15 protein-coding genes are annotated in these 17461 nt (G+C 65.2%); 5 read left to right on the top strand and 10 right to left on the bottom strand.

All coding sequences use genetic code 11. The features are described from left to right. Positions 1 to 2: 2 nt before the first annotated feature. The gene (locus tag AC5RUM_RS03040; protein ID WP_494033539.1) at positions 3 to 1535 is read right to left on the bottom strand and encodes a sugar porter family MFS transporter; all 1533 of its coding nucleotides are present in this window, start codon (positions 1533 to 1535) and stop codon (positions 3 to 5) included. Here AC5RUM_RS03040 and AC5RUM_RS03035 point away from each other — a divergent pair. Continuing rightward, positions 1534 to 2247: a GntR family transcriptional regulator gene (locus AC5RUM_RS03035; RefSeq protein ID WP_494033538.1), complete on the top strand. Its 714-nt coding sequence runs from the start codon at positions 1534 to 1536 to the stop codon at positions 2245 to 2247. The genes AC5RUM_RS03040 and AC5RUM_RS03035 overlap by 2 nt on opposite strands. A gap of 96 nt (positions 2248 to 2343) precedes the next feature. On the opposite strand, the gene AC5RUM_RS03030 is transcribed toward AC5RUM_RS03035, so the two are convergent. After that, positions 2344 to 3810 (bottom strand): HNH endonuclease, encoded by a 1467-nt coding sequence (locus AC5RUM_RS03030; protein WP_494033537.1) that lies wholly within the window; start codon positions 3808 to 3810, stop codon positions 2344 to 2346. Positions 3811 to 4114: 304 nt separating this feature from the next. Here AC5RUM_RS03030 and AC5RUM_RS03025 point away from each other — a divergent pair, with 304 nt between their 5' ends. From AC5RUM_RS03025 to AC5RUM_RS03010, 4 genes are all read left to right on the top strand, one after another. Beyond that, complete coding sequence (locus AC5RUM_RS03025; RefSeq protein ID WP_494033536.1) at positions 4115 to 4789, top strand: haloacid dehalogenase type II; 675 nt, start codon at positions 4115 to 4117, stop codon at positions 4787 to 4789. A 226-nt stretch (positions 4790 to 5015) separates the two neighbouring features. After that, positions 5016 to 6377 carry an aspartate aminotransferase family protein gene (locus tag AC5RUM_RS03020; protein ID WP_494033535.1) on the top strand — a complete coding sequence of 454 codons (1362 nt, stop codon included), beginning with the start codon at positions 5016 to 5018 and terminating at the stop codon, positions 6375 to 6377. Between the two features lie 136 nt (positions 6378 to 6513). Then, positions 6514 to 7665, top strand: coding sequence for an ROK family protein (locus AC5RUM_RS03015; protein ID WP_494033534.1), 1152 nt, complete (start codon positions 6514 to 6516; stop codon positions 7663 to 7665). A gap of 100 nt (positions 7666 to 7765) precedes the next feature. After that, positions 7766 to 8278: a hypothetical protein gene (locus AC5RUM_RS03010; protein ID WP_494033533.1), complete on the top strand. Its 513-nt coding sequence runs from the start codon at positions 7766 to 7768 to the stop codon at positions 8276 to 8278. Between the two features lie 67 nt (positions 8279 to 8345). On the opposite strand, the gene AC5RUM_RS03005 is transcribed toward AC5RUM_RS03010, so the two are convergent. The 8 genes from AC5RUM_RS03005 to AC5RUM_RS02970 all read right to left on the bottom strand — a co-directional run bounded on the left by AC5RUM_RS03005 (position 8346) and on the right by AC5RUM_RS02970 (position 17461). After that, the gene (locus tag AC5RUM_RS03005; protein ID WP_494033532.1) at positions 8346 to 9509 is read right to left on the bottom strand and encodes an ABC transporter substrate-binding protein; all 1164 of its coding nucleotides are present in this window, start codon (positions 9507 to 9509) and stop codon (positions 8346 to 8348) included. A 144-nt stretch (positions 9510 to 9653) separates the two neighbouring features. Next, positions 9654 to 10268 carry a DUF6919 domain-containing protein gene (locus AC5RUM_RS03000; RefSeq protein WP_494033531.1) on the bottom strand — a complete coding sequence of 205 codons (615 nt, stop codon included), beginning with the start codon at positions 10266 to 10268 and terminating at the stop codon, positions 9654 to 9656. 311 nt (positions 10269 to 10579) lie between these two features. Further along, positions 10580 to 12088 carry an MFS transporter gene (locus tag AC5RUM_RS02995; RefSeq protein WP_494033530.1) on the bottom strand — a complete coding sequence of 503 codons (1509 nt, stop codon included), beginning with the start codon at positions 12086 to 12088 and terminating at the stop codon, positions 10580 to 10582. A gap of 75 nt (positions 12089 to 12163) precedes the next feature. Beyond that, positions 12164 to 13750, bottom strand: coding sequence for an FG-GAP-like repeat-containing protein (locus AC5RUM_RS02990; protein WP_494033529.1), 1587 nt, complete (start codon positions 13748 to 13750; stop codon positions 12164 to 12166). 205 nt (positions 13751 to 13955) lie between these two features. Further along, the gene (locus AC5RUM_RS02985) at positions 13956 to 15020 is read right to left on the bottom strand and encodes an LCP family protein (RefSeq protein WP_494033528.1); all 1065 of its coding nucleotides are present in this window, start codon (positions 15018 to 15020) and stop codon (positions 13956 to 13958) included. Positions 15021 to 15150: 130 nt separating this feature from the next. Next, entirely contained in the window at positions 15151 to 15936 is a 786-nt protein-coding gene (locus tag AC5RUM_RS02980) for a hypothetical protein (protein ID WP_494033527.1), read from the bottom strand. Further along, positions 15933 to 16847 (bottom strand): ABC transporter ATP-binding protein, encoded by a 915-nt coding sequence (locus AC5RUM_RS02975; RefSeq protein ID WP_494033526.1) that lies wholly within the window; start codon positions 16845 to 16847, stop codon positions 15933 to 15935. The genes AC5RUM_RS02980 and AC5RUM_RS02975 overlap by 4 nt, the downstream gene beginning before the upstream one ends. Beyond that, complete coding sequence (locus AC5RUM_RS02970) at positions 16844 to 17461, bottom strand: ABC transporter ATP-binding protein (RefSeq protein WP_494033875.1); 618 nt, start codon at positions 17459 to 17461, stop codon at positions 16844 to 16846. The genes AC5RUM_RS02975 and AC5RUM_RS02970 overlap by 4 nt, the downstream gene beginning before the upstream one ends.

The following is a 17461-nucleotide window of genomic DNA, read 5'->3' as shown; positions in this document are numbered from 1 at the left end:
CATTACTTGGCCGCCGGCGTGCTGCCGGTCTGTTCGGGCCAGCGGGCGCCGTTTTCCCAGTAATGGCGGATTTCTTCAAGGTTCCGTCCCTTGGTTTCCGGTGCCAGACGGTGCACGAAGATGAAGCCGGCGACGGCGAGGAGGCCGAACACTGCGAACGTGCCCGCTCCGCCGAGCCGCTGCAGCATGGTCAGGAAGAACGCCGCGACGATGACGTTGGCCACGAGGTCAGAGGTCAGCATGGCGCTGGCGCCAAGGGACCGCAGGCGTGCCGGGAACGACTCGCCGGCGTAGACCCAGACGAGTGCGCCGAAGCCGAAGGTGAAGCCGACCGTGAACAGCAGGACGCCCAGGAATCCGATGACGGTCAGGGCCCCGCCGAAGTCGCGGCCCAGCATGAAGACGGCAACGAGGATGATGTTGGCAACGATCATCATGCCGATGCCGCCCAGGAGGATGGGCCGGCGTCCCACCTTGTCCACGAGGGAGAGCGACACGAAGACGGCAACCAGGGCGGCGGCCTGGACCAGGGCGGGCAGCAGGAGCAGCGCGGCGTTGCCGGTGAAGCCCATCGCCTCGAAGATCCGCGGGCTGTAGTAGACCACGGCGTTGATGCCGGTGATCTGGATGAAGAAACCGAGGCCCACCACGAAGACGGTTGCCTTCAGATAGGGGGAGCGCAGCATTTCGCGCAGGCCTCCGCCGCGTTCCTCGCTGATGGCCCGCTTCATGTCGGCCAGCTCGGCATCCACATCGGCGTTGGGTTCGATCGAGGCCAGGGTGCGGCGGGCCTCCTCAGTGCGGCCGCGCATCATGTACCAGCGGGCGGTGTCGGGGAGCCGGAGCGTGACGGCGAGGACCAACACGGCGGGGATGGCGGCCAGGCCCAGCATCAGGCGCCAGTTCTCGGTGGCCGACAGCGCGTACGCGGCCAGGTAGCCGGCGATGATGCCGATGACGGTGGCCACCTGGTAGGCGACGAGCAGGGCGCCGCGGACCTTTGGAGGCGCGGATTCGGCCACGAAGACGGGCACCACCACCACCGAAATGCCGATGGTGAGGCCCAGCAACAGGCGGGCGATGAGCAGCATCGGGACGTCCGCGGCCAGGGCGCTCAGCGCCGCGAAGGCTGCGTAGGCGCCCGCGACGCCCACCATGCAGACCTTGCGGCCGAGGAGGTTTGCGAGCCAGCCGCCCAGCACGGCACCGAGGACTTCACCGACGACGACGGCGGTGGTCACTAGTTCCTGCTCGCTGGTGGAGAGCTGGAACTCCTTGGTGATGAAGAGCAGGGCGCCGGCGATATTCGAAAGATCGTAGCCGTAAATTATGCCGATGGTGGCGGCGGTGCCGCCGACGAGCAGGCCCAGACGGGGCGTCTGGCGTAGGTCTTGCAGGAACGACATCTTTGGGTCCTTGTCTGCCTGGGGTGGGGAGTGGTTTTGGATTCCGGCGGGCGCCGGAATTGGTATAAACCAATTTCCACTATTTTGGCGTAGACCAATTTTCCTGTCAATAGGTAATATCGCAGTCATGGAGACCCGCCCTGCCGCGCTGCCGAAGTACTACGTGCTCAAGGAACAGATCCTTGCCCTCATCGAGGACGCGGCCCCCGGGACCCTCATCCCCACCGAGCGGGCGCTCGCCGAGCAGTACGCCACGTCCCGCACCACGGTCCGGCAGGCCATCGGGGAGCTGGTGTCCGAAGGTCGCCTGGACCGGACGCAGGGGAGGGGCACGTTCGTCGCCCCGCCGAAGGTCACGCACGTCCGCCAGCTCACGTCGTTCTCGGATGATGCCGCGAGCCAGGGCCTAACGGCATCTGCCAGGATCCTGGACATCGGCCCTGTACCCGCCGACCCGGCGATTGCACGGCGGCTCGGGCTGGTACCCGGGGCGGAGGTCCACCGCGTTGAACGGATCAGGCTGGTCAACGGCGAGCCGCTGGCCCACGAGACAGCCTTCCTGGCCGGCGACCTGCCGGACCTGGCGCGCAACGTGGAGGTCCGCGGGTCCCTGTATGCGGCCCTGGGCGAGGACTACGGCATCCGCATCAGCGAAGTGGAGGACACTGTGGAGACCAAACTTGCAGGCCCTGATGAAGTCCGGTTGCTCGATGTCGAAATGGGCGCCCCGATGCTGCTGGTCCACCGGCAGGGTTTCACCCTCGACGGAAAGCCTGTCGAGTGGACCCGCTCAGTCTTCCGGGGCGACAGGTTCCGCTTCGTGGCCAGGATGCACGTCTAGGCCGCGTCTTCCTGTGGACGTAGCCGGATATGGGCTGCGTGCAGGAACGTAAGTATTCCTGTGGCCGGCCATCGGGGACGGTTCGCTGTGACGGTTTTAGGAGGCGCGGGGGAGCCATTCTGGTTGGCTGAGTAGCCGTTCTGCCGGGCTGGTTCCGGCGCTGCTTCCGGGGAGTGGGGGTGCCGTGGAGTGGTAGGTGTGGCCGGTGGGTGTCTGGACTTTGATCGTGTGCCGGGGGCCGGGCCGTGGCATGGTTTTCCAGCCGGGTTTTTCTTTAGTGTGGTTGCAGGCTTCGCAGAGGCCTGCGCCGTTGGCCAGGCTGGTGGCTCCGTCCTCGTGCCACGGGACAACGTGGTCGTGGTGCCGAATGGGGGCGTCGCAGTATGGGGTGCGGCAGGTGTCATCGCGGGCCTGGATGAAACGCCGCAGCCCTGGCGGGAAGAGCCGTGCCCGGGAGTCCATCGCGATGAGGTTTCCGGTCCCGGGGGCGGTGTAGAGCCGGCGGAGCCAGATATTCAGCCCCTGCCCGCCGGTAGCCTCACCTGGGTTGCGCTCCTGACCGGGGGTGGCCCCGCCATCCTTCAGCTCCTGACCGCCGGTGGCCTCGCCTGCCTGGATCAGGGTGCGGGCCCAGCCGGCCGGGACGATGCCGTAGCCGGTGAGGCGGGCCGGTTCACTGTCGGCCCGGAAGAGCGTGCGGTCGGTCATGATGAGCTGGATCTCGACGCTGCTGATCCCGCCGGGGGTGCCGGTGGTTCGTTCGACGAGGGCGTCGGCCATGATCTGACCGCGGGAACGTTCATCCCCGTCCGAGCGCAGCGTATCGGCCTGCCGGCTGAGCGCCGCGTACACGGCAACGCCCTGGGCCACGGGCAGCAGGGCTGTCAGGTAGGTCATGGTGTCCGGGGCCGGGCGCAAGCTGACGCACCGTTCGCCGGCGGCGTGACTCGCGCGCTGGGTCACGGAGCGCGGATCCCTGCGGTACGCAGCGGCCTTGGCCGCGGCCGCGATGGCCCGGTCCCCGGCGCCGTCGAAGGTTCCGGTGTCCGCGGCGAGTTCCTCGTCGACGGCGGATCGGTCAGCAGCGCTCAGGCAGGCCGTTTCTTTGACCAGCAGCGTGGCGCGCCATTCATTCAACTGCCCGGTCTCCAGGGCGGCCAGCGTGTGGGGCATCTCGTTCACCAGGGCTTTCGCCAGGCCGAGCAGCCGGGAGCCGCGGGCCGGGGATTCGTGCCGGGCGAGGGCGATCTGCGCGGCGACGTCCTGGCCCCGCTCTGCTGCGGGGACGCCAACAGCGGCCTCGACCTGCCGCTGGGCGGCGTCGAAGGCGACGGCGATCCTCGCCTGCACTCCCGCTACCGCCGATTTCAGCTCCTCCAGCCCGCGCAACTGGTCGATCAGCCCGGGACCGTCAGCGGCCAGCCGCAGCGACCCGGCTGAGGCGATCAGGTCCTCCACAGCGACACAGGACATCTCGGCATTGGGGGCGGTGGCGGCATCCGGAGCGACGGCGCCGGGTGGCGCCGATGCCAGTGTCAGATCGGATTCCCCAATGCCGTCCATAGACACAGTGTTCCAGAGGGGTCAGACAAAATAGGGCGCTGCCATTTAGAGGCCCCGACGCGGCATCGCGGGAAACAGGGTGGACGGCGAAGTCCTGGCCGACGATCCGGATGCGTTGAGAGGTCCTGCGGCGGTCTTAGGCAGCGGCCCGGCTCCTGAGAATGAATCTCAGAAAGTTGTTGACAATTGACATCGAGGGATTTAGATTCATAGTGAATCAAAAAACGGGCAACTCGGTCGAACGAACGCAGATGGCTGACAACGACCGAGTCCCTCTCCTAAAGCCACTACGAACGGACGAAAAATGGCAACCACAACCTTCCGGCCGAAGTACGTCTCCTTTGATTGCTACGGCACGCTCATTAACTTCAACATCGATCCCACCACGCGTCGTCTCTTGCATGGCCGCATCTCTGAGGAGCAGTGGCCTGCCTTTAAGGCGATGTTCCGCGGGTTCCGCTACGACGAGGTATGCGGCGACTACAAGCCCTACGAGCAGATCTTTCAGAACTCCTTTGACCGTGTGTGCAACCGGTGGGGCCTGGCCCCGACCGAAGGTGCCGGCGCACAGTTTACTGATGCCGTACGCGGCTGGGTTGCCCACGAGGACGTGCCGGCCCCGCTGAAGACGATGGGCGAAAACTACCAGCTGGTGATCCTGTCCAACGCGGATGACAGCTTCCTGGAAACCACTGTTCCGAGGCTCGGTGCAGACTTCCACGCGGTGCTGACCGCTGAGCAGGCCCAGGCCTACAAGCCTCGCTACCAGGCCTTCGAGCACATGCTCGATACGCTGAACGCCAAGCCGGAGGACTTCGTCCACGTCTCCTCGCACACACGCTACGACCTGATGCCGATGCACGACCTGGGCTTCAGGAACACCGTTTTGCTGGACCGCGGCTACGACCCCATCACCCCTGGTTACGACTACACCACCGTGAAGTCCCTGGACGAGCTGAACAAGCTCCTCGGTCTCTGAACTGTTCCTAATGCGAAGCGTCTTCGAAGGTGAAAAGCGGCAGATGATCCTTCGAGGGCGTGGACTTCGTCCGGCCCGAGCGTTTCAGCTCATGACCGCAAAGGCGCGAATTACCTGCTCTCCCACTCCAAGCCGGACTGGGACCGGCTCGCCGCCAAGGCCGCCGCCGGCACCGAAACTGCCTTCCACACCCTGAACCAGACGCACTAGCCATCAAGGAGCCATCATGAGCACTACTCCCCAAACCATCCGCAAGCCGTCCAGGGCCATGATCAATGGCTTTGATCCCAACCGCCTTAGCGAGCTCCCGGATCAGATGCAGAAGAGCATCCGACGCCGGGACCAGAGCCTCGGACCCGGATACCGGCTCTTCTACGACACCCCCCTGGAAATCGTTCGCGGCAAGGGCGTCACGTTGTTTGACCGCGACGGAAATGACTACCTCGACGTGTACAACAACGTCCCCTCCGTCGGTCACGCCCACCCGCGCGTCATCGCTGCCGTCCACGAGCAGATGCAGACGCTGAACACCAACACCCGCTACGTCCAGGAATCCATCCTCGACTACTCCGAGCAGCTCCTCTCCACGTTCCCCGCCGAGCTGGGCCACGTCATGTTCACCTGCACCGGGTCCGAAGCCAACGACCTCGCCATGCGCGTGGCAAAATACGCCACCGGAAACCAGGGCATCATCGTCACCTCCGGCGCCTACCACGGCCTGACCACCGAAGTAGCGTCCTTCTCGCCGTCACTGGGCGTCGGTGTGCCCCTGGGAGCGAACGTGCGGGTCATCGACGCCCCCGACGCCCTGCGGTACTCATCGGATCGAGCGTCCCTGCAGGATCACCTGCGCAACCAGGTCCGTGCCGCCATCGCCGACCTGCACCGGCACGGCGTTGGAGTGGCGGCCTTCATCGCCGACAGCATCTTCTCCTCCGACGGCGTCTTCGCCGGCCCGGCAGGCTTCCTGCGCCCGATCATCGAAGAAGTTCACGCCGCCGGCGGCCTGTACATCGCCGATGAAGTCCAGCCCGGCTTCGGCCGCACCGGCGAGGAATGGTGGGGCTTCCAGCGCCACGGAATCGTCCCGGACATCGTCACCATCGGCAAACCCATGGGCAACGGCATCCCCGTCGCGGCAGCCATCTTCAAGCCCGAACTGCTGGTGGAGTTCGGCAAGAACATCCGCTACTTCAACACCTTCGGCGGGAACTCCGTAGCCATCGCCGCGGCCCAGGCCGTCCTGGACGTGATCCGCGACGAATCACTCATGGAAAATGCCCGCAAGGTCGGCGAAAAGATCATCACCGGGCTCAAGGACCTCAGCCAGGGGCTGGACCAGGTCGCCGAAGTCCGCGGAAGCGGCTTCTTCATCGGTGTCGACCTCGTCACTGACCGATCCACACTCTCACCTAACGGGGAGGCCGCCGCCGGCATAGTGAACTCCCTCCGGGAGGACCGGATTCTCATCTCGGCCTGCGGCGCCCAGGGCAATGTCCTGAAACTCCGCCCCCCGATGCCGTTCTCCATGACTGATGCCGATCGCCTTCTCGAAGGAATGGGCCGGGCCTTCAAGGCACTGCGGTAAAGCCCAGCATCAACCCGGTCGGCGTACAGCTGACACCAACTGCTTAGGGAGTGCCTTCCACCGTGAAGGCACTCCCTCGAAACCGGGACATTCCGTCATGTCCCGGTTTCGGCATCCAGCTCATTAAGGTTGTGCTATGAGTAGCAACCCCACGGTACGTGACTACAACAAGGCCTCGGTCCTTGATGCGGTCCTGTCGGAGGCGCCTTTGACGCGCAACAGGCTGATCGAACTGACGCGTTTGAGCCAGGCGACGGTGTCCCGGAAGGTGGATGAGCTTCGTTTTGACGGTTTCGTCGTCGAGCAGGGGGTCAATGCGGTTCCGCGCCGCGGTCGGCGCTCCACATACCTGGATGTACCCGGCACGGCGGGGCACATTGTCGGGATCGCCCTCGGGGCGCGAACCACGTGCGTCCTGGTAACGGACCTGAGGGGTCGCGAGATTAGGAACGTCATTGTTCCCAGCCTCGAGGGCGGCGATGTTGGAATGACTGCCGAGTGGCTGGTGGACTTGATTGCGGAGACCAGTGATTCCGCGGAGGGGCCGTTGCGCCAAATCGTCGCCGCGTTGCCCGGCCGTGTCCGGAATGGCGCTAAGTGGTCGGGGACACCGGAATCAAGGAAGATGCCCACCGATTCCCTTCTCCAGAATTCTCTTGAAGATCGGTTGAAGGCTCCCGTGGTCCTTGAGAGCGATGCCAGTGCATCCCTGCGGGGGATCCTGAAGGATGATGCGAGCATAGGGAATGCTGCTTTGTTCATGCTTAGTACAGTGCTGAGCTTCGCCAGTTGTACTGATCATGAGATCGCCCAGGGGCGGACCCCTGCTTTCGGTGACCTTGGTGGTGTTCTCTTCTCCGGCGTTGGCAACGAGACCCTCGATGGGCTGTTGAGCATAAAGGGTCTCCTCCAATTCGCCGGGAGCCGGGGACTGGAACTGGAGGGCATCGAAGCGCTCTGGTCCCAGCCGCAGGATGCGGCGTCCCGGGCGGAAGTGGTGGAGGCGTTTACGACGGCGATCGTCAGCGCTGTCGGTGCCGTTGCAGTTACGCTGGACCCGGAGTCCGTGTACTTTGTTGGTCGCTTGAGTCCGCTGGTGGACGAAGTCCTCCCCGAGGTGCGGAGGCGACTGGCGCATAGCCTTCCCAGCGTCCCGGAGATCAGGGTCGTGCCGCAGGTGATCGGACTATCGGTGGCCCGGGGAGCGGCGCATGCGGGACTGGGACTGGCCCAGTCCCGGCTCCGGGAATCGATGCTCGAGGCCCGTCGCGAGGAGCAAAGCCTGTAGCAGCTGACCTCTGGTCCTCTTGTGGTGTGAGGTGTTCAGCGGCCCAGACTTTTACGCCGTACTGCGGTGCATTAAGCCATATTGCGTCCCGAGTCCGCGCATGTCCAAAAGCATTGTGGACGGACCGTTCGGGTGGTTGGTTTGGTGCACAGGCATCGACAGAATGGGGACCCTGATGATCACGGCTTTGGCTCAGCGCATCCGCACGCAGTGCAGCAGAGAACTGAGGGTGTTCAGGGACCAGGTGTCCGCTTTGGTTTGGCAGGACATCGGAACCGGAGGCTTGGAAGGCGCTGCGACGGCCATGGCCAGCCGGCCCTCCCTGGCCTCGCCCGGCGTGACCGTGGACATCGTGGGTTTTACGGAGTGGCTGCCCTCCGACGGCGGGGCTTCAGTGGGCGTCTCCGTCGCCCTCCGTCCTGGCGCCGGGCGTTCGTTGGCAGGCGTCCATTGGGAAGAGGCCCACGCCTGGGCGTGCGCCGTGGCCGACGGGCCGTGGACGCTCGCGGAGTTCATCGGCTCGGAGGAGGCACCCGGGGGCGTGGTGTTCCACTATCTCCTCAAGGACCCTGTCACCTTCTACCCCCTCGACGAACTTCAGGGCGCGCTGTAAGTGCAGGATTAAAAAGGAGATCCGGCGGGAACGTTCCCGCCGGATCTCCTTTATGCTTTCGGTTCCGTCACTCCTTGCCGAGCCCGGCGGCGGACGTCTTCTGTCCCGTAACACCGTTCAGCGTGGTCAGGTCGAAGATGCCGTTGAGGTCGGCCTGCTTGGTGGTTCCGGCGTCCACGCCGTCCTGCTGGAGTTTCTTGAAGGCTCCGGCCAGCGGGTCCACTGTGAACACGATGTTCTGCAGCGACCGGTCGATGACGTCCTGCTGCAGCGCTTTGCCCGTCGTTTCCTTCAGGGCGGCGTTCAGCTTCGTGGCCTTTTCAGCGGCCGGGGTGTCGTTGAGCCACTGCACGGCTTGGACGTGGCCCTTGAGCAGGGCTTCCACCGTCTGCGGGTGCTCTGCGGCGAACTTCTTGTTCACGATCAGGATGGTGGTGGGGAACTCGCCCGGTTTGCCGGTCTGGGATCCGTCCCACAGGTCCTTCTCATCGACCAGGACCTTCGCCCCGGCCTGGAGCACCAGGCGGGACGCCCACGGCTCGGGCAGCCAGGCGCCGTCGAGCTTTCCGTTCTGGAACAGCTTCAGCGTTTGGGCGTTTTCGGTCGGGTTGATGGCGACGTCCCCGCCGCCGTCGGGGTTGGTCTTGAAGCCCTGCTTGGCGAGCCAGGCGCGCAGCGCCACATCCTGTGTGCCGCCCAGCTGCGGGGAAGCCAGGGTCTTGCCCTTCAGGTCGGCTGCAGTCTTGATTTCCGGCTTGACCACAAGCTGGGCACCGCCCGAGGCAGCGCCCGCGATGATGCTGATCGACTCACCCTTGCTCTTGACGAACGAGTTGATGGCCGGGTTCGGCCCGATGTAGGTTGCGTCGATGGCCCCGGCGTTCAGTGCCTCCACCGCGGCGGGGCCGGCGTTGAAGACTTGCGTGGACAGCTTGGTGCTGCCCAGGTTCTTCGCAATGAAGCCTTCGTTGACGCCCACCAGGGCCGGGGCATGCGTGATATTGCCGAAGTATCCCAGCTTCAGTTCTGCGGCCGGACTGGTGGTGGCAGCGGCAGTGTCCGTTGCCGCGGCGGTGTTGCTGGCTGCCGTGTTCGCCACGGCGGCGCCGGCGCCGAGGAGGGCGAGAACGCCGACGGCGATCCCGATCTGGAGCCGCCGTGGGCGCTTCGGGCTGCGGGTCTCGCCCGCCGTGATGCGGGTGGACCCGGGGTTGTCCTGGGAGTTCGACATGGTGTTCCTTCGTGACTGGTCGGGCTGTTGGACCGAGGTTACGTAGGCCCGCCGGCCCAAAACAACGCCCGCCGTAGCAAGGGTTCACCGGAGTTCTTTGGAGTTAATCGAACGTCTAAAAGGGTCACCAAAAGCCGCACTACGTCAAAAACCGGCCGGGACCGACCGCAACGCCTCGAGGATCGCAGGGAGCAGATGCTGGCTCCGTCCCCACACCGGATCGAGGACTTCGACGTACCAGGAGTCAGCAAGGAGCAGGGCAAGGGTCTCGTTGCTTTCCTCCGCCCAGTCCCGGATCTGGTCCGACTCGATCGGCGTCTCACTGGTCCCCAGCACGGTGACCACCTCATCGCCGTCGAGGGTCACGGGAACGGACGCACTGCTCATTTCCCCCGGCGCATGGGCGATGGCAACGAACTCCGTCCGCGACGAAAGCTGCAGGAGCCGCCGCGCCGATTCGGCGGAGCAGAATCCCGTCACATATTCCCGCTGTGCAGTGCCGGTGTCCGCAGCGAGTCCCGGCTGGGATTCCTTCGTGAAGAGCCCGCTGCGGTTGATGTCGGCGAGTTGGCCGGCGATGGGCAGGGTCTCGTCGTCAAAGCGTGGGGCAAGGGTTCCCGCCTGGTACTCGCTCTTGCCCTCAAGCCAGCGTGCAGTCAGCTCCCCGGCGGCCGCAAGCGTACTGGCCTGCCGCCACACCTCCCTGTCCACGAAGAGCCGGCCATAGCTGTCCCGTTCGTCCGTGAAGTGATGATTCATAGTTTCGAGCCTAGGCCCGGCAGGCGCCGGCTGGACAGGTGACGTGACGGATGCGGACGCAGCATGAACCGCCGTGACTCCGTGTCTCTTTCGGTTTCGGGGGCCCGCACCCGTTGCCTGCTTCTCCGCATCCGAATAGCCTGAGTCTCGGCAGTGTTCTTCAAACCTTGTTGGGGGGAGGCTTGAATCGCCTCATCTCTGGGGACACTTGCCGGAAAAGGCTGGCTCCATGGTCTCAGCACGCCTGGAGCCAGCTTTCGGCATTTTGGCCGGCTTCTTTCCGGGCGCGTGTGATCCCAGCGGGTTCTGACTCAACCAGAGGACGAGGAGTCCGCGTTCGCGGTTTCCTGCCCGTCTGCAGCCGCCTGGGCGTACGAGGCGGAAACCCGGCGGTAAACCGGGGTCAGGAAGGCCAGCAGCGCGGCCACGATCATGATGATCCCGGCGATCAGGAACACCAGGGCGATGCCGCGGGAGATGCCCTCGCCCAGCAGCGGGGCCAACTGGGCGGCGCCCTCGGCGGACCGGGCGTACGGGATGATCCAGAACTGGGCGATCGGCGCGATGAGGAACGCGGTGATCGGTGCTGCCGCAGACTCGAAGGCCATGGCGAATCCGAACACCCGCCCCTGCCGATGCAGCGGCACCACCTGCTGGATGACCGTCTGCTCGGCGGCCTCCACGACGGGGATCAGGACCAGGTACAGCCAGATGCCGGCGACGTATAGCCATGCCCATTCCCGCACCGTAAACACAGCACCGAGAAAGCCCATCACGATCACTGCGAGAAGCATGCTGCGCAACGGGTTGGCCCCTAGTCCGAACTTGCCGATCAGCGCACCGCCCACGATGAACCCGGTGGAGCCGAGCGCGAAGACGGCCCCCCACAGCTCCACGGGGAACATCTCCAGGCCATAGGGATCCATCAGCGCCATGTAGACGCCGCCGATGAAGTTGTTGAACGTGGAGAACAGGATGAGCGCGAACAGTCCGGCGATGGCCAGCACGGCGGCAATGGAACCGCGCAGGTCGAACGCTCCGTGCGCGTCGGTAGCGGCCACCCGAACCTCCTCCGGCATGCGCAGCGTGAGCAGGTGCAGGAAGGCCAGCGCCGTGAGCACCACGGCGACGACGACCGTCCAGCCCATGCCCAGCAGCCCGACCGACAGGCCGGAGAGCACCGAGGTGACGATAAATGCCAGGCCCTGCACCATGCCCACCATCCCGTTGGCGTTGGCCCGCCGGTCGGGTTCGATGAGGATGGTGACTGTGGTGGAAAGGGCAACGTTGCGCATGTTCTCCACCACCGCACCGACCAGGATGATCAGGGTGAAGAGCCAGAACCACGGCTGCGTCAGGTCCAGGAGCCGGGGGGTTGGTGTCAGCAGGAACATGATCCCGGAAAGCACGAACATCACCATTGTGAATGCGGCGGCGAAGCGCATCACGGCCAGCTTGCGGTACCGGTCCACGAAGGTGCCGAAGCTGATGCTGGAAAGGGCGATCAGCAGCATGTACGCGCCGCCGACCACCCCGGTGGCGATCACGTTGCGCGTCTCCAGGTAGACCCAGAACGTCAGGGCGAACCACAGGTAGCTGGTCGTGATGTTGGCGAGGGCGGTGTTTACCAGGATCCCGGCAAAGGTGCGGGACCGCTCTGCCGGACTGCGCAAGGACGTGTCGACGGCGTCGGGATCGGCCAGGCGCGGGGCCTCGCCGTCCTCGACCTGCGCGGACGTGGCGGCCGCGTCCCCGGAAAGGTTCGCGCCGACGTCGGGAGCTTCAGCAGCCGTGGACGGGGCCGGTTCCTGCTCGGTCATGCGTCCCAGTGTAATGACAACAGACGTGCGCGGTCACGGTCCCCGCGCGGGCAGTATTAGATCCTCAGGGCTACATCAGAAGAGCGGCGAGAGCCCGTTCCAGCCAGGACCCACCTGGACCCGCGGGAGGTGGGCGCCGGCACCGTTGCCCGGGTACAGCCAGAGCACGCCGGAGCTGTCGCGCGCCAGGAGATCGGGCCTGCGGTCGCCGTTGAAGTCGCCAGGGCTTGCGACGGCGGTCATGACGTTCCAGCCGCCGCCCACCCTCAGGCGGGGGAGCCAGCCTCCGGTCCCGTTCCCGCGGTAAAGCCACAGCGTTCCGGTGGCGGTTTCCCTCGCAAGAACGTCCGCGGCGCCGTCGCCGTTGAAGTCGCCGGGCCCCACGAGGGCATTGAAGATGTTCCAGCCGGTTCCCGCGCGGACGCGCGGCAGGAATCCGCCGGTGCCGTTCCCCCGATACAGCCACAGGTGGCCGGTGGCGGTTTCCCGGGCCAGGACGTCCACGCGCTGGTCGCCGTTGAAGTCACCCGGGCCAACGATGGAGTTCATGATGTTCCAGCCGGAGCCGAGACGCAGGCGTGGCAGGAAGCCGCCGGTGCCGTTGCCCCGGTACAGCCACAGGACGCCCGTGGAAGTCTCTCTGGCCAGCACATCCAGCGGGCCGTCGCCGTTGAAGTCCCCGGGTGTTTCAAGGGCGAAGCCGTTCCAGCCGGTTCCGATCAGGACACCGGGCAGCCTCCCGCCCTGCCCCGTACCGCGATACATCCACAGCTCACCCCGTGCCGGATACCGGGCCAGGACGTCGTTGTTCCAGTCCCCGTTGAAGTCGGCTGTTGCGCCCGAGAGCGTCGACGCCGGAATGGCCAGTGGCGTGAACGCGTAGGGATCGCAGGTGAGGTCGTAGTCCCGGGTGTTGTCGTACCACTGTGAAATATAGACGCGCCCCCCGGAGAAACTGGGCTGGCGGCAGCGGTCCAGCGCTTCGTTCGGATAGTCCAGCATCCCGGCCGTTGCCCAGACCGGCACGCCGGGCAGGCGCCACGAGCCGGTGATGCTGGCCCAGCCGGAGGTGAACGAGTACAGGCCGTAGGAGTAGCGCGCATCTCGCAGGCCCCGCATCAGGCCCTCGATGACGTACCGGTTTTCACGCTGCTGCACCGCCGAGGCTGTTGGCCAGGGCTGGGCGGGCCGGGGTTCGACGTCGATCCAGACCACGCGTGGTGCGAAGCCCGTCTTGACCAGGCTGGCGACGGCGAAGCGTGCCTCGGCGTAGCCCACATTGGACAGCTGCCCTGCACGGGTGGCGGAAGACCACGGTCCCTGCGTCCGGTAGGTGGCGAGCTGCGCGGCGGTGGGGAAGGCCGCCATGGTGTACGCCTGGGCGGGCTTGCGATTGTCTCTCGCCCACTTCAGCTGGCTGGCCAGGCATGGATTTTCGGTAAAGGGTAACCCCTTCGTCAGGCCGATGATGACGAACTGGGACGAAGCGGGCGGAAGGGGCAGGCCGAAACCGCCCACCGCCGTCGGGCATTGGGGCCAGGAGATGTCGTGGCCGCGCAGCGACACAGCCTGCGCAGGAGGCGCGCCCGGAGCGGCCCCCACGATCAAAGCCAGGAAGACAAGGACCGCGGTCAGGAAGCGCAGCGCCCGTGCCGCGGTCACGCCGGCCACCCGCTTCCGGCGGCGGCCACGGGGCAACGGCTGATGATCCGTGCGGGGCAAGTCAGCCCCGGGGAAACCAGCTCCGAATGACGAACCTTTCCGTCCATCACCGCCGCTCCTTTGCCACCATCAGTTTACTTCCGCGGGCGGCGATAAGCTCCGTCCGGAGAAGAAAAGGAGGTGCCGATGTCGGGCCCCGCCTGCCTCAGCGGACGTCCTTCATTGCCCGGTCCCTGATGTACTGGCCCACACGGTCACGGGCAAGGTAATTCCGGAGCTGTGCCAGCGCCACGCTGTCCTGGAACACGACGGAGCGCCCGTCGGGAGACGTGCCAACGCCGGCGGTGGGGAGGGAGAAAAACACCGCATCCTGCAGCCGGACATTCCGCAGGCTGTAGGCGAGCCCCGCCATGGCCGACTGGTCAAGGCCGGTGCTGACGGGGACGAGCGACGAGAGGTAGCCGACCGTCTTGCGGAGCGTCACCGGGTTGGTCAGGGTCTTGGGGCTGATGAGTTCGGCGATCAGCGCCTTCAGGAAGGTCTGCTGGTTGCGCACGCGCTGGTAGTCGCCGTCGCTGAAGGCGTAGCGCTCCCGGACGAACTCCAGGGCCTGGGCTCCGTTGAGGTTCTGCACGCCTCGCCTGAACGTGTGGCGCCCGTCGTGCGTCGAGGTGAAGGGCGTCGTGACGTTAACCTTGACTCCGCCGAGAGCGTCGACCAGTCCCTTGAACCTGCCGAAGTCGATCAGGATCGAGTGGTCGATGCGCTGCCCGAACAGCGCCCCGGCGGTCTGCCGCATGAGGGGCACCCCGCCGAAGGCCAGGCCGTCGTTGATCTTGGAGTAGCCGTAGCCCGGGATTTCAGCCCAAAGGTCGCGCATGACGGAGATGCCATAAACGTTCTTGCGGTCGGCCGTGATGTGGATCAGGAAGAGGGCATCGGCCCGCTGGTCCGTGGCAACCCTGCCCGCGGTCGCCTTCGCGTTGTCCTCCCGGGTATCGCTGCCCATAAGCAGGATGTTGACGGGCCGTCCTTTGAGGCGGTCAACAGGGGGTGCAGGAGGTTTCGGCTTGGCTTTTGGCTTCGGTGCCTTGGTAGTCGTTGGCGTGGGCGTCGCCGACGTCACAGGAGGCGGACCGGGGGCCGTCTCGGGGCTGTTGGCGCTTCCCTGGGACCAAAAGTAGAGCCCTCCGAGCAGCGGAACCAGAAGGCCCAGCGCCACGAGGAAAGCCAGCAATCTAGGTTGCACGCGTCGCTGCGTATCACTCATGGGATAACTATGTGCCCGAAAAGCCCCGAATGAAAATGGAACTCGCCGGGCGACGTATGGACGGTCTGATTCTCTGCACAGTCTGCTGGCAGACCGACGAGCGGGTGGCGAGGCGTGTTTCAGTTGGCGATTAGTGCGCCGCCGTGAGGACGCGCCTGAAGGCTGCTCCAAGTGCCACTGCGATGTAGATGAAGAATACGGCTGCCCCGGCCCAAAGAGGAAGCCGAGGAGCCGTTTCGGAGAGGACCATCGCGAAGTCGGGGTCCACGAAGCTGATCAGAGCCGATCCGGCGGTGAAGGGAAGATATGCAGCTCCCGACGTTCCCCAGATCTCGATCCGTCCCAGGAGCTGCCCGAGTAGCGGCTCGATGAGGGTTGAGCCCGTGACCAGGAGAGCGACGGCCCCCGTTCTTGTCAGCAGCACTCCGGCCGCTATACCCGCAAGAGCCCACCCGTTGGCCAGGAGCAGGCAACCGAGCATGACGCCCGGATCGCTTTGAAGGAGGTTTCCGCTGTCCAGAACGAGATTCGACACCGCCACCGCCCCCACCAGCGAGGTTAGCGTCCATGCCGTCGTGACCAGCAACGTCGTTGCTGTCTTGGCCGTGAACAGGACTTGCCGGTTGGGGGTGGCCAAGAGGGCATGGAACTGCGTTCCGTGACGTCTGTCCTGGCCGAAGGAGAAGGCGCCGAGCAGTCCTGCCGCCAGGAGCAGGAATGGGGACCGGGTTGCTGCGAGCGTCGCGGCTTCGACCGAGGACTCCGTTGTCAATTCCGGCGCGACATTTACGATCATGAGGGTCATCGCCCAGCTGACCAGCGCGGATCCGAGAACGGCGGTGGCCGCCAGAACCAAGAAGCCGCGTGTGGTGGTGAGCCGGATCCACTCGTAACGCATCGTGTTTTGCATGCTCACGCTGCCTGATCCGGGAGCTTGCCGTACTCGTTCAGTCCCACGATGGACGCGTAGCTGTCCTCCAAGGTGGGGCTTGCGGTCCGCAATTCCGAGACGGCGTGGCCGAATTGGTGCGCCAATGCGCCGACTTCCGGCGCTGTCAGTCCAGAAATCGTGAGGGTGGTGCCCGTGGTGACGACTGTTGCCCCGTACTCTTGCCGCAAGATGACGGCGAATTCTTCTGCACCTTCCACCCAGACCGTGACGGCTGGCTTGACGTTGAACGTCCGGATCTCATCCATCGGGCAGTCGGCACGCAGCCTGCCGGTATGAAGGATCAGGACCCGGTCGGCGACCTTCTCCAGTTCGGCCAGGACGTGCGTGGACAGCAGGATGGTCCTTCCTTCGAGTGCTAGTGAACGCACGGTGTTTCGGAACCAGATGACGCCGTCCATGTCCAGCCCGTTGGTGGGCTCGTCGAGGATGAGGAGCTGAGGTTCGCACATGAGTGCTGCGGCGAGGCCGAGGCGCTGTTTCATACCCATGGAATAGGAGGAGGGGGATGCCTTTGAGTAGCCGCCCAATCCCACCCGCGTCAGCGCGTTCTGGGCCTGGGCGCGCGAGATGCCAGCGACAGCGCCGACCATGCGCAGGTGGTTCAGGGCTGAACGTCCGGGATGAAATCCCTCCGTGGAGAGCAGGGTTCCAACGCGTCGTTGCGGTATGCTCAGCGCGCTGTAGGGCGAGCCGTCGAAGGTGGCCGAACCGGTGCCGGGCATCAGGTCGAGCGTTCGTTTCATCAGCGTTGTCTTGCCGTGCCCGTTGGGGCCGACGAGCCCCACGATTTCGCCTGGACCCAGCGTGAATGAGATGCCGTCCAATATTTGCCTGGCACCGTAGCGGGCTCCGACGTCGGTGACTACTGTTTTCATTCCGGCACACCCGTCCTGAAGGGCTGGTTACGCAGTTCATCCAGCGCGACGGTGACTGCCTCGGGCAGCAGGTCCTGCAGGGAGTGGGTAATGACCACAACAAGTTTTGATGCCGCCCAGTGCCGGATCTCGTTGGCCATGCAGGCGACCCCTTCGGCGTCCACTCCGTTGAATGGCTCATCGAGGACCAGGCAGTCGAAGCGGCCCACGGTGTTCATGAGATACCAGAGCTTCCGCACGTTGCCAGTGGAAAGGTTTCCGGCATTTTCATCAAGCCACTCCGCCATGCCGAGGCTGTCCGCACGAAGTAGCTCCGGGGCGGGATCGCTGTCCCGCGCGATGCAGGCGAACAACAGGTGGTCCCTGACGGTCATCGGCGCGAACAGCGCCGGGTCCGAGCGGCAGATCCGCCGCCTATTGCGGCAATTTGGGTCATTGGCGCTGAGACCTGAGACCGTCACCGTCCCTGACCATGGAGCCAGGTAGCCACTGACTAGTTCTACGAAGGTTGATTTGCCTGACCCGTTCCGGCCTTTCAGGTGAATGAGGGCAGGGCCGGTCAGAGTGAACGAGACGTTTTCAAATACCGGGCGTTCGGCCCTATAACCGGCCAA

The organism is Arthrobacter sp. B2060 (genome assembly GCF_059090445.1).
This window is presented reverse-complemented; position numbering and strand designations above follow the sequence as displayed.

Coding starts and splice junctions, on each gene's coding strand:
- AC5RUM_RS02975 (WP_494033526.1), bottom strand. CDS start 16,847: ATGAAAACAGTAGTCACCGACGTCGGAGCCCGCTACGGTGCCAGGCAA.
- AC5RUM_RS02995 (WP_494033530.1), bottom strand. CDS start 12,088: ATGACCGAGCAGGAACCGGCCCCGTCCACGGCTGCTGAAGCTCCCGAC.
- AC5RUM_RS03030 (WP_494033537.1), bottom strand. CDS start 3,810: ATGGACGGCATTGGGGAATCCGATCTGACACTGGCATCGGCGCCACCC.
- AC5RUM_RS03020 (WP_494033535.1), top strand. CDS start 5,016: ATGAGCACTACTCCCCAAACCATCCGCAAGCCGTCCAGGGCCATGATC.
- AC5RUM_RS03015 (WP_494033534.1), top strand. CDS start 6,514: ATGAGTAGCAACCCCACGGTACGTGACTACAACAAGGCCTCGGTCCTT.
- AC5RUM_RS02985 (WP_494033528.1), bottom strand. CDS start 15,020: ATGAGTGATACGCAGCGACGCGTGCAACCTAGATTGCTGGCTTTCCTC.
- AC5RUM_RS03035 (WP_494033538.1), top strand. CDS start 1,534: ATGGAGACCCGCCCTGCCGCGCTGCCGAAGTACTACGTGCTCAAGGAA.
- AC5RUM_RS03000 (WP_494033531.1), bottom strand. CDS start 10,268: ATGAATCATCACTTCACGGACGAACGGGACAGCTATGGCCGGCTCTTC.
- AC5RUM_RS03025 (WP_494033536.1), top strand. CDS start 4,115: ATGGCAACCACAACCTTCCGGCCGAAGTACGTCTCCTTTGATTGCTAC.
- AC5RUM_RS03005 (WP_494033532.1), bottom strand. CDS start 9,509: ATGTCGAACTCCCAGGACAACCCCGGGTCCACCCGCATCACGGCGGGC.
- AC5RUM_RS03040 (WP_494033539.1), bottom strand. CDS start 1,535: ATGACTGCGATATTACCTATTGACAGGAAAATTGGTCTACGCCAAAAT.
- AC5RUM_RS03010 (WP_494033533.1), top strand. CDS start 7,766: ATGTCCAAAAGCATTGTGGACGGACCGTTCGGGTGGTTGGTTTGGTGC.